Genomic DNA, 14,971 nt, shown 5'->3' with positions numbered 1-14,971 from the left:
TAGTGAATTTAAGTGGTTTATTTATTAGCTATGTTGCGTTAACCTTTAACTACATCAACCAGCTTGGCCTGGATTACTTCCTTTAGATCAGCAACTTTTAATTCAATCTGTATACCAATTTTCCCGCCGCTGACAACAATCTTTTCTAATGCTGACGCATCTGACGCGATATACGAAGGATAATGCTTTTTCATCCCGATTGGTGAACAGCCGCCTCGAATATAGCCTGTAAGCTGCTGAATATCCTTAACGGCAATCATTTCAATCTTCTTTTCATTAGCAGCCTTTGCTGCCTTCTTTAAATCAAGCTCACTCCCTACTGGAATAATAAATACATAGGATTGTTTGCTATTGCCCTTCGCAACAAGTGTTTTATAAACCATATTTTGATCTCTGTTGATTTTTTGCGCAACCGAAATTCCATCAATTTTCCCATCAAGATTATCGTAGGTTATTAATTCATAATTGACCTTTTTTGAATCAAGAATCCGCATTGCATTTGTTTTTCCTTGAGCCATAGTTTTACTCCTTATGAAAATATTTCCCTTATTTTAACACTTTTATTTTAGTTAGCAAAAGCATGAAAGCAAGTATCTTTGATTGTATTTTCTGGACCCTAAGAAGACATTGATATTGACATTAAATATTTTTATAGAATAATAATACTGACACAATTTTTTCATAAAGTTGAAATATAATTTGAATATTATGACATTATTAACTGGAAAGTGTTATCATAGAAAGTGGTGTTCATTCACTTTTGGTAATATATAGCTTACTCTTACCACCAAATTTGTTAAATAATTGACTTATAAACTTTGATTGCTATAAAACAACACATGAGGGGTATATATGTATGTTGGAAAAGATAACTTTTGATCATCCACAATTATTTATCCAAGCCTTTGAGAACTCCGCCATTGGTATGGCATTAATCGCAGTAAACAGCGGGAAGTTTATAAAGGTAAATCCAGCACTTTGCAACATCCTTGGGTATGAAGAGCATGAACTGTTAGATTTATTGATTACCGATATTACTCACCCCGACGAAAATGAACAAGATTTACAAATTGTTCATTTACTATTAGAAGGGATAGAGCATTCCTGCCATTCAGAACGACGTTACATACATAAAGATACACATGAAATCTGGGGTTTGATGAGTGTCTCCTTAGTAAGAGATAAAGATGGAAATCCACTATATTATATCAGTCAAATCCAGGATATTACAAAGAGGAAATTGACTGAAGAAAGATTTCGAGAAGGGGAGGACAGATATCACCGAATTGTTGAGGAATCCCCTGATGGAGTCATCATTTTAAAAGATGAACGCTGCCTTTTTATTAATCAAACAGGCGTTGAAATGCTCGGCTTAAAGAAAAAACGCGAGATTGTTGGCAGACCCATCTACGATTTTATCCATCCAGGTGATCATAACCGATTTAAGCAGCGCGAGATGAATAAGGAATCCGTTGGGCCGATTGAAAAAAGATTTATTCGTATGGACGGAGAAGTTATTGATGTAGAGCTGAAAACAATCCCTACTATTTATCAGGATCGTCCCGCCATTCATATGATTATCAGAGATATAAGCGAACAAAAGCAGACAAAAAACCTCATTATTAATTCGGAAAAGCTGACAATTGCTGGGCAATTGGCTGCAGGCATTGCACATGAAGTAAGAAACCCGCTTACTGCAATCAAGGGGTTCTTTCAGATGATGGAGAATGATTTAAAAGAGAATAAGATGTATTTTGATGTTATCTCTTCAGAAATCAATCGGATTGAAACCATTCTGAATGAATTATTGGTGCTCGCTAGACCTCAAGAAGTTAAATTTGAGAAAAAGAATATTGAGGTAATTATCAATCATGTGATCACTCTACTCAAAACACAGTCTAATTTAAATAGCATCGAAATAATAATGAGCATTGAACCTAATTTACCGCTTATCAATTGTAATGAAAACCAATTAAAACAAGTGTTTATCAACTTCTTGAAAAATGCAATTGAAGCGATGACTCAAGGCGGCAGCATTATGATTGACATTCGCAAACAATATGCAGATAGACTTGTTATTCGAATCATCGATCAAGGTTCAGGCATTCCCATACATTTATTAAACAAAATTGGTGAACCCTTTTTCACAACCAAAGAGCAAGGGACAGGCTTGGGCATCATGATTTGCAAAAATATTATTGATGAGCATCAGGGGGAAATTAATATTGACAGCTCATCGAACGGAACAAAGGTAGAGATCTGCTTACCTTTTTCTTGAGTACCTTTTCCTAGTTGAAATAAATCCCCATTTATATAGAAAAAGCACAGCATGGTTGCTGCGCTTTTTTTTGCATATTTTATAATTATTAATCCTTTTTTGCAAATGTACTTGGCATCACAACAGCAACAACTTCTCCACGGGCACAAACGGCATCCTCAGCAAATACTTCCACATCTATTTTCCACTTCTTCGGATGAATTTCTGTGATTGCTCCAACCGCTTTTAATGCTACACCTTCTGGAGTTGGTTTGACAAAGTCTACCTTTAACGATGCTGTTACAAATCGAGGTGGCTCTGCACCATCCCCTACTTCATGGCCATTTTTGCGATGAAGTGCTAATGCCGCTGACCCAGTTCCGTGGCAATCGATTAACGACGCAATCAGTCCGCCATAGACGAAGCCTGGAATTGCTTTATGCTCCTCATTTGGTGTATAAATGGTCAATGTTTGTTCCCCGTGCCAGCCTGTCCGAAAATGATGACCCTCTTCATTCAGACGTCCACACCCATAGCACCAGGCAAAGTCATCTGGGTAAATATCCTGAACTGCATGTACTACTTTTTCCTCCATTATACTACCCCCTTTTTTGAATAGTATAACATATCAAACTCATTTTACTTTTTTAAATTTTGGATAACCTATTAGAATAGCAATCACTCCACAAATCCCAATTAAGAAAGGATAATAGGAAAATGGAAGAATACTCATAGGAGAAATACTAGCAACCCCTGCAGCTACTAATATTTGCGCTCCATAAGGAATCAGCCCTTGCACACAACAGGAAAAGATATCTAATAAACTAGCTGATTTACGAGGGTCAATCCCATATTGATCAGCAATATTTTTCGCTAATGGCCCCGCAATCAAAATCGAAATCGTGTTATTAGCCGTTGATAAATCAGTTAATCCAACAAGCCCGGCAATGCCAAACTCTGCGCCTTTTTTCGACTTAATGTTTCTCGTAACAATGTGGAGCAAGAAATCAATTCCGCCATTATGTCTAATAAGTTCTACCATGCCTGCAATCAGAATAGCTAAGAATGAAATTTCATACATACCTGCCATTCCCTCTCCTATCGTTTGAACCAAAGTCATGAATTGGTAGCTTCCATCCATTAAGCCTACGATCCCAGCCAGTCCAATCCCTAAAGCAAGAACAAGAAAGACATTGATGCCAATTAACGCAAAGATGATCACTAAAACATATGGAAGAATCTTCACCCATTGATAGGATTGCTGCATCACTTCAGCATTCTCTCCCATTGTTATTGCCCCTAGAATTACACATGTCACAATAGCAGCAGGCAAAACAATCCAGAAATTCACTTTGAATTTGTCCCTCATTTGCGTATTCTGTGAACGAACGGCAGTAATGGTCGTATCTGATATAAAGGAAAGATTATCACCAAACATTGACCCGCCAATTACAACTGCCATTGCAAGTGCCATTGAAATATCCGTTTGCTCACTAATCCCGACTCCAATCGGGGCTAGTGCAACAATGGTCCCCACTGATGTCCCCATCGATAAAGAAATAAAGCAGCCAATAATAAACAATCCGACCATGAGGAAATTCTGAGGGATAATGGACATGGCGAAATTCACTGTAGAATCAACAGCCCCCATCCCTTTTGCCACCTCTGAAAACGCACCAGCCAAAAGGAAAATCAAAACCATTAACATGACATTCGAGTTTCCAGCACCCTTACAAAAAAGATCTACTTTAGAGTTAAGCGTTTCCTTACGATTCATCGCTAAAGCAACCACACATGAAATGGTAATCGCAACAATGACTGGAAACTTATAAAAGTCACCTGTTACAACACCTGTACCGATAAATAGAATTAAAAATACAACGAATGGCAGCAATGCCATTGGATTCCCTTTTTTACCTACTTCCATAAAATACACCCCCGAAAAATAATCGATCAAAGAGGCCATTTAGCCTTGTTCTGAACACAACAAAAAGACCCCTTCTTATAAAAACAAGAAGAGGCCTTATAAACGAATCTATAAAACACTCTTCTTATCTTTCAAGCATCTTATGCTTGCTGGATTTGGCACAGCAACTCATTCCTCCTGAGTTCCGCTGCCGAGATATCATTGGGCCAGTCCCTCCATCTCTCTTGATAAGAAGATATTCAATTACTAGCATTTGAATAAATAACAGATTATAGATTACAGTAAATCTCCTGTTCATGCAATAGTAATTTTTGGGCGAGGAAGTAGATGAACTAGGGCTTCCACTTATTTCATAAACCACACAATTTGTATGAAATGAATTATAATAGAAGAATAGATTGACCTTATGACAGGAGGATTCATAATGGCCAAGAATAAAAACCAAATCAATAAAGCCAAAGAAGAGATTCTTGCTGGAAGTAGAGAATCAGCAGCAGCAATAGCTATGGAAACTAGGAGAAGACCACAAATCTCACTCCCCTTTTTAGGGAAGTTCTTTACATTGAAAGTTTTGTTCATTGTAATGATCATATTTTTAATAGGGAGTTTGGGTGCCTTTACTTATATAAAACTATTTACTGGAAGCACATACAAAAGTGAAACAGTGAATATTGTTGAAGGGGTTCAAGAATTAGCCACATTAGCTACCGCTCAAGCAGTTGTTACGACAATTATAAAAGAAGAAGATAATAAGCTCTTTAATAAAGAAATTAGTGTTAATTTACCTGGTACGAAAAGAACAGTATTATTAATTGTCCCAGCAACCGTACTAGCTGGGGTTGATCTACAATCTATTACAAATGAAAGTATCATCGTTGATGAGGAAAACAAGGAAATTTCCTTAACCATTCCTCATGCAACATTCATCCAAGATCCTGCTATTCAAATGGATAAAGTGCAAACATACTCAGAGGGCGGCCTATTTAGAGGTGAAGTAAAATGGGACGAGGGTTTTGATCTTGCTGCTAAAGCACAAAATGGAATTATGGAGGAAGCTGCTGATTTAGACCTATTAACTAAAGCTGAAGATCATGCCGTCAATGTCTTAAATAATTTCTTTAGCCAGCTTGGCTATCAAGCTCATATCGACTTTAAATAAAGCATCGAGTATTTCATGCGATAATTGACTTTTCATCCAAAAAGCAACGAATCTATTTCTCTAGTGATTCGTTGCTTTTTCCTTTGCTTCCTATTATTCCTCAGCTAGAGCACGGCCTACTGCTCGGCCAGAGAAAAGACAACCGCCAAGAAAGGTCCCTTCTAATGCCCGATAGCCATGTAGTCCACCGCCTCCAAAGCCAGAAACCTCGCCAGCTGCATAGAGCCCTTGGATCACCTTGCTAGAAGAATCTAATACCCGTCCCGATAAATCCGTTTGTAATCCACCCAAGGTTTTGCGGCTGACAATATTCAATCGAACTGCAATAAGAGGGCCATTTTTCTTATCAAGAATTTTATGCGGGGCAGCTACTCGAATGAGTTTATCGCCTATATATTGACGTGCACCGCGAAGGGCTGTTATTTGTAGATCCTTCGTAAATTTATTATCCATTTCACGATCCCGTGCTTGTATTTGCCGTTCAATATTCTCAAGATCCAACAGCCTTTCTTCCGTTAAATCATTCATCCCTTTAACAAGATCCGCTATGTTATCAGCAATAACAAAATCCTCTCCTTTGTCCATAAATGCTTGGACAGGGGCCGGTGCCCCAGGCAAAACGCGGGACAAGACTTTCTTAATACTTTTCCCTGTTAGATCAGGGTTTTGCTCTGAACCAGAAAGAGCAAATTCACGTTCAATCATTTTCTGCGTCAAAATGAACCATGAATAGCTATAGCCTGTCCTTTGTATCGCCTCTAGTGTTCCTAATGTATCAAATCCAGGGAAATTAGGAGCAGGAAAACGTCTCCCTTCCGCATCAAGCCAAATCGACGACGGACCAGGGAGAATTCGAATTCCATGCTTATTCCAAATGGGATCCCAGTTCTTTATTCCTTCGGTGTAATGCCACATGCGGTCACGGTTTACGATCCGCCCACCCGCTTCCTCAGTGATTGCCAACATTCGCCCATCTACATGTGCAGGTACACCAGAAAGCATATGTTTAGGCGGCTTACCGAGGCGGCTTGGCCAATTTTTGCGGATAAGGTCATGATTCCCTCCAATTCCGCCACTAGTTACAACTACTGCCTTTGCATGATATTCAAAATCCCCGATTACCTCTCTAGAACTTGCTTCTCCCCGCGCTGCTGTGCTCGGAACAAGTATAGACCCTTTTACACCAATAATTGCATCTCCGCTCTCAATAAGTTGATCTACCTGGTGCCGAGGAAGATATGTAACCAATCCGTTTTTCAGATGCTCCCGTACACGGCGTTCGAATGGTTCGACAAGTCCAGGGCCAGTCCCCCATACAATATGGAATCGAGGGACTGAGTTTCCATGCCCCTCAGCCAAGTAGCCACCCCTCTCCGCCCATCCGACAACTGGGAAAAAGCGTACCCCCATTTCATGAAGCCAAGCACGCTTCTCCCCTGCTGCAAATGAAACATAAGCTTCCGCCCACCTTCTCCCCCAATAATCCTCATCATCTTCTCTATCAAAACCGGCTGAACCCATCCAGTCTTGCCATGCTAATTCCTTTGAATCCTTAATGCCTAAACGCCGCTGCTCTGGTGAATCAACTAAAAATAGTCCACCAAAGGACCACCAAGCCTGTCCACCAAGTGACGCTTCTGGTTCCTGGTCTAAAAGCAGAACCCGTTTTCCTGCATTTGCAACCTCGACCGTTGCTACCAGCCCAGCAAGGCCTGCCCCTACCACGATTACATCAAATTCCATTAATGATCGCACCCCTTGTCTCTTTTAATCGTATATTTATCCAGTATCCGTTTCATCTATCATTTTTTTCATTTCTTTCTTCTTGATCTCCCTTTCTATTATATTAACTGATTTTTCATAAAATTCATAAACGTAAATTCTAACCATTCAATGCTACTAGATTTTTATTTCACTTATCTCTAATGGTATAATTTTCATGATTAGAATAGATAAAAAAGCCTTTTAATTGGAGTGACTAACAGTTGGAAACAAAGAAAGCATTACCCATACTTTTTGCTATTATGTTCCTTGTCATGGTGGGTTTTGGAATCATCATTCCTGTCATGCCTTTTTATGCGCAAGAAATCGGTGCTTCCCCCACACAATTAGGTCTATTAATGGCTGTTTATTCTTTAATGCAGCTTCTCTTCGCTCCCATGTGGGGACGTATTTCTGATCGAATTGGACGGAAGCCTGTTATCATGATCGGGATCTTAGGACTTGCTCTCTCTTTCTTTCTTATGGCCATCTCTACACAGCTTTGGATGTTATTTGCTGCAAGAATAATTGGTGGGGTATTGTCTTCTGCGAATATGCCGACTGTTATGGCATATGTAGCAGATATTACATCAGAGGAAGACCGCTCTAAGGGAATGGGAGTTATTGGAGCAGCTACTGGTCTTGGATTTATTTTTGGACCAGCAATTGGCGGTGTATTCTCCCAAACAAATTTAAACATTCCTTTTTATGTTGCAGGTATTTCATCTCTATTTACATTCACGCTAGTGATGTTCGTTCTGAAAGAATCATTAACCATTGAAAATAGAAACAGTCAGTTAAAGAAGAAAGCCTCTCTACTAGCAGCATTCAATGGGCCTGTTTCTATTTTGTTTATTTTACAGTTATTTGTTTCTTTATCCTTGTCTGGCCTTGAAGCAACCTTTGCTTACTTTGCCTCTGAAAAAGCAGATTTAGGTGCTGCTAAGCTCGGCTATATTTTTATGATTATGGGATTCGCTTCAGCCATTGTACAAGGCGGATTGGTTGGAAGATTGACCAAAAGGCTTGGTGAGGGATTTGTCATTCAACTAGGAATTATTATTTCGGCAATCGGCTTCGTACTGATTCTATTTATTAATAGCTTTACGACCGCAGCCTTATTTTTAACGATATTCGGCATTGGCAATGGATTCATTCGGCCAAGTGTTTCCTCCCTGTTAACAAAACAATCAGCAGCCGGACATGGAAGCACCACTGGACTTTTGTCTTCTTTCGATTCACTTGGCAGAATCGTTGGGCCGCCATTAGGCGGGTGGCTCTTTACGATTGCAATCGGGGGACCTTATTATTTTGGAATCGTATTGTCTATTGTTGCATTGCTTTTATTCCAGGTATATAAAGTGAAGGGTAAGGTGGCTGTAGCAAACTAGTACTGTCTAGTGGCTCCTTTTGCTATTTACTCTGATTTTAGTCGTCATGAATGTCTCATGACGACCAATTTTGGTTCACTTTTTCTTTTTGGGCTTTATAAAAGAACACTCCTGCAAATTTATATTGACCTGCGATTAGTTTCCGTTATAATAAAAGTGAGTAATCACTCATTTTGATGTTTGAGGAGGTTTACAGATGGGTTCAACAATCGTCATTAAAGATGTAAGCAAAAGCTTTGGCAAAAAAGAGGTTTTAAACAACATTAATTTAACTATGGAGCCTGGACAAATTTATGGTCTAATTGGACCTTCTGGTTCAGGGAAAACAACATTGGTAAAAATCATTGTAGGGATGGATCGCCCTTCACAAGGTCATGTACAAGTATTAGACACACCTGTACCCAACTTGAAATTACTGCAAAATATTGGTTATATGGCTCAGGCAGATGCACTATATCCTGATTTAACAGGAGAAGAAAACCTTGCCTTTTTTGCTTCCCTATTTGAGTTAAAAAAGGATGTCAAAAAAAAGCGAATTGCTTACGCATCAGAATTAGTAAATCTCACAACCCATTTGAAGAAAAAAGTTCAAGACTATTCAGGTGGAATGAAACGGCGTCTCTCCCTTGCAGTCGCCTTAATTCAAGATCCACAAGTTCTCATATTAGATGAACCGACTGTTGGAATTGATCCTGCATTAAGACAATCCATTTGGGCTGAGATACAGCGTTTGAAAACGACAGGGAAAACAATTGTAGTGACTACCCATGTAATGGATGAAGCAGAAAGATGTGACCGTCTTGCTATGGTAAGGGACGGAGAAATCATCACTAGTGGCTCTCCTGCTGAGCTGAAGAAGCAATTTGCGATTACAAGTTTAGAGGAAGTCTTTTTGAAAGCTGGGGGAAATAAGCAATGAAAATACTAGCATTAGTCAAACGGATCTGTCACCAAATGCTGCGTGATAAACGAACACTTGCTTTGATGATGGTAGCTCCATTAATTATTCTAACCCTCCTCCATTATTTGCTGTCTAGTGAGACGGTTCCCCAGAGGATCGGCGTCAATAATATTGATGAGACACTTATAGAGCAATTAACAGACAAGGATATAATCGTCATTCCATATGAACAACAGCTAAACCCTAAGAAACGAATGATCGACGATAAACTAGATGCCTTTCTTCAATTGAAAGATGACGACATGTATTTAACGCTTACAAATGCACAGCCTTCTGTAACAAAAGCCTTACAAATGAAAGTCCAGCAATCCCTTGCAGCAGTCAATGCAAAGAAACAGGCAAATACAATGGCTCTATTTATACAAACCATTCAAAGCAAGCTTCCAGGGGATTCAATAAAAATAGAAACCATTAAAGCTCCTGAAGTAGATACTTCTTATATTTATGGCAGTAAAGATACGGATTTCTTTGATCAGTTAAGCCCTATATTAGTTGGTTTCTTTGTTTTCTTCTTTGTCTTTCTCATTTCTGGTATTGCTTTATTGCGTGAACGGACAACTGGTACACTTGATCGCTTAATGGCAACACCAATCCAAAGGAGAGATATTGTCTTTGGATATGTGCTTGGATATGGCTTATTTGCCATCATTCAAACGCTTGTTGTTGTTTTTTATTCGACAAAAGTATTAGACATTATGCTTGTTGGCTCTTTGTGGAATGTTATTTTAATTAATTTAATCCTAGCACTTGTTGCCTTGTCATTAGGAATACTATTATCTGCTTTTGCCAATTCGGAATTCCAAATGATGCAGTTCATACCTATTGCCATTATTCCACAAATCTTTTTTGCAGGGATTCTTCCTGTTGATGGAATGGCCAACTGGCTGCAGATTGTTGCCAAATGTATGCCCATGTATTATGGAGGGAATGCATTAGTCGATGTTATGTATAAAGGATTAGGACTAAGTGATATTCAAAATGATTTGTTTGTCCTACTAGGATTTGTTCTTGTCTTCATTGTTTTAAATATAGTTGCCCTAAAGAAATATCGAAAAATCTAACCAGTCTATTCCTTTTTCCCTTTCTCTAAAAAATGATTTAAAATAAAAGCATGAAGAATGGTGATAAAGGAGTTAATCATGTCTGAAGAAGAAGTGCTGATCCATCAACTATTTGATGAAGAAAAATTAACCGACAAGCAAAAGAAAATCATTGTTGCCGCCATTGAATCCTTTTCTGAAAAAGGCTATGCTGCTACATCGACTAATGAGATCGCCAAAAAGGCAGGGGTAGCTGAAGGAACCATATTCCGGCACTACAAAACAAAAAAAGAGTTATTAATGTCTATTGTTGCCCCACTCATGGCAAAGATGATTGGTCCGTTTGTTGTAAATGATTTTAATAAGGTTCTGGATCGCGAATATGATCGGGTCGAGGATTTTCTAAGAGCTACTATTGAAAACCGAAGAGCTGTATTGATCAAACTTCTTCCAGTTGTTAAAATTATGCTTCAAGAAATCCCCTTCCAACCGGAATTACGCGAACAATTTCTTGAACAAATTGCGAAGAAAATATTTGACCGTGTATCAGGAATCATCGAGAGCTACCAAGAAAAAGGGCAATTGATCGAAATGCCGCCCGAAAGTTTGGCAAGGTTGGCCATCACTAATATACTCGGCTATTTATTTACCCGCTATGTTCTCTTCCCTGATAGCCATTGGGATGATGAACTCGAAACAGAGCGTACCGTTCAATTTATTATGCATGGATTAGCAAGAAAAGAGAGTAACTAAAAACAGCAAAAGGTCCCATTCATTCTTGAATTGGACCTTTTGCTGTTATCCTACATATCTGATGGTTTAACCTGATTTGGCAGCCACTCTCGTGCAAAGTCAATAATCGGTCTCTGCTTCATTAGCTTACATGTTGCTGATCCAATTGCTGTACATTTAACAGTGTAGACCTTTTCAAATTCCTTTCCTAATTCTTCAAAGGAATCAGAATCATACACAATTTCCTCATATGTTTTCCAAACACGCTTATCGTTTTCCATTATTGCTGTGCCCTTCTTTACTTTCTCCCTATTTGGAATAGCATGCTCTGCAAAATGCAATGAAGTATTGCTGTCATGCCCTGCACCTAATAATAAGATATGTCCATCTAATTCGTAAATTTTGGCTAACGGGGACTTTGAACCAAACCCTTCTTCTAATGGCTGCTCAGATAAGATATAATCAGCCTCTTTCCCCCATGCCGCAAAGGAATACATCGGGTGTGAACTCCTTTTTACCCCCGGAAAGGTTCTAAAGACCTCAACAATTTTCCCCATTCCCCTAGTAGGAGTTATTTGCGGATCGTAGGCTGGCATATGATCACGGATGATTGGCCACCAATCTTTTGGTACAGGAGGCATTTGCCATTCAGATGGATCAGATATATCTGCTGTCTGTGTTGGCATCACAATAGTTCCTTCAGAACCAACTGTATCCATTAGTGCTTGAACAACAGCAATTGCTCCTCCACAAACCCAGCCAAAAGCACTTAATGAGGAATGAATAATAACAACCATCCCTTTTTCTACCCCAAGATTTTTGAAATCTTTGTATAGACTCAATCTTGTATGTGGTGACTTCAGTTGTTTAATTACATCCTCTTCTCTCATTCCCATCCCCCTTAGCATCTCGTTTAGAAAAATTCGTTTCATGATTCTTCTCCCTTTAGATCACTTGCAATATATGTCTAATTGTATCATCCTCACCAATATATTTGCCGTTCCTTGGCCTTTATTGGACAAAAAAATGATATATTCGCCGTCCGCCTCGATATATTGGACAAAAACAAATTATATTCGCCAAACCCAACAAAAAAAATCTGACACTAGTGGAGTGTCAGATTTTTTAAGTGGCAATTGTCTTAAATAGGTTTATTCGGCTGGTAGGTTGGCTGTTGATTTTTCGCTTGGTTCTGAATACTTTTAGCTGCCGCGGCTTGCACATCTTCATCTAAAGAAAACTCGGTATCTGTTTTATTAAATTGTCCTGCTTGGTTTTGAGCTGCAATCACCTTTTCATGTTCCTGCTGTTCATTTTGTCGTTTATTCATCTTGAATCTCTCCTTTTAGTCAAAGTACATAAGTAGATTTCCCTAATGCAGATACTTTATTCGAGGAGGAAAAACTTCTGAAAGCACAAAAAAACCGAGTACACGTTTACTCGGTTGATTCGCAGCATACACCCTATTACTTAACTAACTGCTTCACTAATTCTCGATTCCGCTTTTTAAAGACTTCATTATGTGAAGAAACCATTCCGAAATTATTTGCATCGGGCTGGATATATTGTTTCGCTTTGTTTACGGCATTTACTGCATCCTGGAATGCACCCGCAATTAAATTTACTTTCCCATCGAACGTTAGAATATCGCCTGCTGCATAGAGTCCTGGAACGGAGGATTCGCTTGTAGCATTTCCAGAAATATAATACTCATCCTTTAAATCAATATTTAATTCACTATTCTGAAGCAGCGCTGAATCTCGCTCAAAGCCATGATTAATGATGACATCATCAATTGGCAAATACAAAACCTCGCCTGTTTCAGCATTTGTTAGCTCAACACGTTCAATGACTTCATGATTTGAATCAGCAATTAGTTTTGTAATTTCTGTATGGAAAAAACAATCAACCGAACTAGTCATAAGCTGCGATACCTGTGCTTCATGACCGTTTAAAGCATCTTTTCGATAAGTTAAGTAGACCTTTTTTGCAATCGGCTCTAACTCATTTGCCCAATCAATAGCCGAGTTTCCTCCGCCTGAAATGATTACCGTTCTATCTTTAAAGCGCTTTAGAGACTTCACAGTGTAATTTAAATTTGAGACTTCAAATCGTTCTGCACCTTCAATTTTCAATTTTTGTGGTTTTAATATTCCACTGCCGACCGCAACGATAACAGTTTTAGAAAAATGCTGTTTTCCGGAGGAACCATTTAAGACAAAAATACCTTCATCATTTCGTGTAATGGATTCAATCTTTTCACTTAATTCAACCGTTGGGCTAAACGTTAACCCCTGTTCTACAAGCTGGTCAATCAGCTTTGCTCCTGGCGTCGGTGTTATTCCCCCTACATCCCAAATCATTTTCTCCGGATATACATGAATCTTTCCGCCTAATTGCGGCTGAAACTCGATAAGCTTTGTTTTCATTTCCCTAAGTCCGCTGTAGAAAGCAGAATAAAGACCTGCTGGACCCCCGCCAATTATCGTCACATCAAATAACTCCTGCTGTCCCATTTCATTCACTCCTACCATCTATTGTAACTGATTATCATTATCATTGTGATTATGATTCAACTATATCTCCTTTTTGTTATTTTCGCAATACTATTGACAAAGGTTCTCAATAGATTTATAGTTTTTTTGTAAACGATATTGAAAATCATTATCAATATACTATCTTATAGGTAGTGTTAATGCTAATTGTTGATTTTGGCACCCCGTTGATTAGAGTGGAAATCAACACACCCTTTTAACAGAGCTATCTAAAAAAACATTTATTAAGAGGAGAAGAGCAACTATGAAAAAGTTATTCATGCCATTCGTGCTATTACTTGTACTTATTATCAGTGCTTGCAGCAACGAACCAACTGTTAAAGAAGAAGAGAAAGAGGTCCCATCAGATCAAGGCAAATCAGATACCATTACTTATCAATCAGAAAATGGGCCAATCGAAGTTCCTGCCGATCCACAACGGGTCATCTTGCTTTCTGGTTATACAGGAAACGTAATTGATTTAGGCGCAAATATTGTTGGGGTAGATGTTTGGTCCAAGAATAACCCAACATTTGCAGATGAATTAAAAGATGTTGAGGAAGTATCAGATGAAAGCTTAGAAAAAATCATTGAATTAGAGCCCGATTTAATTATTGCTGGTTCTACTAGCAAAAACATCGATAAGCTAAGCGAAATTGCTCCTACTGTAACCTATACATGGGGAAAAGTAGATTATCTAACACAGCATTTAGAAATCGGCAAGCTTTTGAACAAAGAGAAAGAAGCTCAAGCATGGATCGATGACTTCAAAGTCCGTGCAGAAGCAGCTGGAGAAGAGATTCGCGCAAAAATTGGTGAAGACGCAACAGTAACTGTTATCGAAGGCTATGATAAGCAGCTTTACGTATTTGGTGATAATTGGGCACGTGGCACAGAAATATTATACCAATCAATGAAGCTAAAAATGCCTGAAAAGGTAAAGGAAATGGCTTTGAAAGAAGGGTACTACACATTATCAGCAGAAGTACTGCCAGAATATGCAGGGGACTACATTGTCTTTAGTAAATATGCAGATGCTGATAGCTCATTCCAGGGAACCGAAACATACAAAAATATTCCTGCTGTTAAAAACAATCATGTATTTGAAATGGAAGGAAATGGAGCATCCTTTACTGACCCAGTTACACTTGAAAAGCAGCTTACTTTCTTTAAGGAATCATTTTTAGGTAACTAAATCTTTATGGGGAA

General features: G+C 38.7%; 14 protein-coding genes and 1 riboswitch. Of the genes, 7 read left to right on the top strand and 7 right to left on the bottom strand.

The window, feature by feature from the left end:
• Positions 1–38: 38 nt before the first annotated feature.
• Positions 39–518: a Cys-tRNA(Pro) deacylase gene (ybaK, locus tag ACFYKT_RS15655; RefSeq protein ID WP_389221510.1), complete on the bottom strand. Its 480-nt coding sequence runs from the start codon at positions 516–518 to the stop codon at positions 39–41.
• Between the two features lie 338 nt (positions 519–856).
• Between ybaK and ACFYKT_RS15650 the strand changes: the two genes are divergently transcribed.
• Entirely contained in the window at positions 857–2,278 is a 1,422-nt protein-coding gene (locus ACFYKT_RS15650) for a PAS domain S-box protein (protein ID WP_389221508.1), read from the top strand.
• An 88-nt stretch (positions 2,279–2,366) separates the two neighbouring features.
• Here the strand turns inward: ACFYKT_RS15650 and ACFYKT_RS15645 are convergent, their stop codons facing one another.
• Both ACFYKT_RS15645 and ACFYKT_RS15640 read right to left on the bottom strand, forming a co-directional pair.
• Positions 2,367–2,852: a PaaI family thioesterase gene (locus ACFYKT_RS15645; protein WP_389221506.1), complete on the bottom strand. Its 486-nt coding sequence runs from the start codon at positions 2,850–2,852 to the stop codon at positions 2,367–2,369.
• 39 nt (positions 2,853–2,891) lie between these two features.
• The gene (locus ACFYKT_RS15640; protein ID WP_389221504.1) at positions 2,892–4,184 is read right to left on the bottom strand and encodes a Na+/H+ antiporter NhaC family protein; all 1,293 of its coding nucleotides are present in this window, start codon (positions 4,182–4,184) and stop codon (positions 2,892–2,894) included.
• A 121-nt stretch (positions 4,185–4,305) separates the two neighbouring features.
• Positions 4,306–4,418, bottom strand: a riboswitch (SAM riboswitch).
• A 190-nt stretch (positions 4,419–4,608) separates the two neighbouring features.
• Between ACFYKT_RS15640 and ACFYKT_RS15635 the strand changes: the two genes are divergently transcribed.
• Positions 4,609–5,343 (top strand): DUF4230 domain-containing protein, encoded by a 735-nt coding sequence (locus ACFYKT_RS15635; protein ID WP_389221502.1) that lies wholly within the window; start codon positions 4,609–4,611, stop codon positions 5,341–5,343.
• 93 nt (positions 5,344–5,436) lie between these two features.
• Here the strand turns inward: ACFYKT_RS15635 and ACFYKT_RS15630 are convergent, their stop codons facing one another.
• Positions 5,437–7,086, bottom strand: coding sequence for an FAD-binding dehydrogenase (locus tag ACFYKT_RS15630; RefSeq protein ID WP_389221500.1), 1,650 nt, complete (start codon positions 7,084–7,086; stop codon positions 5,437–5,439).
• A gap of 242 nt (positions 7,087–7,328) precedes the next feature.
• Between ACFYKT_RS15630 and ACFYKT_RS15625 the strand changes: the two genes are divergently transcribed.
• The 4 genes from ACFYKT_RS15625 (at position 7,329) to ACFYKT_RS15610 (ending at position 11,249) form a co-directional block, all read left to right on the top strand.
• Entirely contained in the window at positions 7,329–8,495 is a 1,167-nt protein-coding gene (locus ACFYKT_RS15625) for an MFS transporter (protein ID WP_389221498.1), read from the top strand.
• Between the two features lie 196 nt (positions 8,496–8,691).
• Positions 8,692–9,414, top strand: a complete 723-nt coding sequence (locus ACFYKT_RS15620; RefSeq protein ID WP_389221496.1) for an ABC transporter ATP-binding protein — start codon at positions 8,692–8,694, stop codon at positions 9,412–9,414.
• Complete coding sequence (locus ACFYKT_RS15615; RefSeq protein ID WP_389221494.1) at positions 9,411–10,517, top strand: ABC transporter permease; 1,107 nt, start codon at positions 9,411–9,413, stop codon at positions 10,515–10,517. Before ACFYKT_RS15620 ends, ACFYKT_RS15615 begins: the two co-directional genes overlap by 4 nt.
• A gap of 78 nt (positions 10,518–10,595) precedes the next feature.
• Positions 10,596–11,249, top strand: a complete 654-nt coding sequence (locus tag ACFYKT_RS15610) for a TetR/AcrR family transcriptional regulator (protein ID WP_389221492.1) — start codon at positions 10,596–10,598, stop codon at positions 11,247–11,249.
• A gap of 50 nt (positions 11,250–11,299) precedes the next feature.
• On the opposite strand, the gene ACFYKT_RS15605 is transcribed toward ACFYKT_RS15610, so the two are convergent.
• The 3 genes from ACFYKT_RS15605 to ACFYKT_RS15595 all read right to left on the bottom strand — a co-directional run bounded on the left by ACFYKT_RS15605 (position 11,300) and on the right by ACFYKT_RS15595 (position 13,744).
• Positions 11,300–12,118, bottom strand: a complete 819-nt coding sequence (locus ACFYKT_RS15605) for an aminoglycoside N(3)-acetyltransferase (protein WP_389221651.1) — start codon at positions 12,116–12,118, stop codon at positions 11,300–11,302.
• A gap of 251 nt (positions 12,119–12,369) precedes the next feature.
• Positions 12,370–12,558, bottom strand: coding sequence for a hypothetical protein (locus ACFYKT_RS15600; RefSeq protein ID WP_389221490.1), 189 nt, complete (start codon positions 12,556–12,558; stop codon positions 12,370–12,372).
• Positions 12,559–12,694: 136 nt separating this feature from the next.
• Positions 12,695–13,744: an NAD(P)/FAD-dependent oxidoreductase gene (locus ACFYKT_RS15595; RefSeq protein WP_389221488.1), complete on the bottom strand. Its 1,050-nt coding sequence runs from the start codon at positions 13,742–13,744 to the stop codon at positions 12,695–12,697.
• A 283-nt stretch (positions 13,745–14,027) separates the two neighbouring features.
• Between ACFYKT_RS15595 and ACFYKT_RS15590 the strand changes: the two genes are divergently transcribed.
• The gene (locus ACFYKT_RS15590) at positions 14,028–14,957 is read left to right on the top strand and encodes an iron-hydroxamate ABC transporter substrate-binding protein (protein ID WP_389221486.1); all 930 of its coding nucleotides are present in this window, start codon (positions 14,028–14,030) and stop codon (positions 14,955–14,957) included.
• Positions 14,958–14,971: the final 14 nt, after the last annotated feature.

Origin of the sequence: Cytobacillus mangrovibacter (assembly GCF_042865275.1) — a bacterium.
GTDB classification, from domain to species: Bacteria; Bacillota; Bacilli; order Bacillales; family Cytobacillaceae; genus Cytobacillus; species Cytobacillus mangrovibacter.
This window is presented reverse-complemented; position numbering and strand designations above follow the sequence as displayed.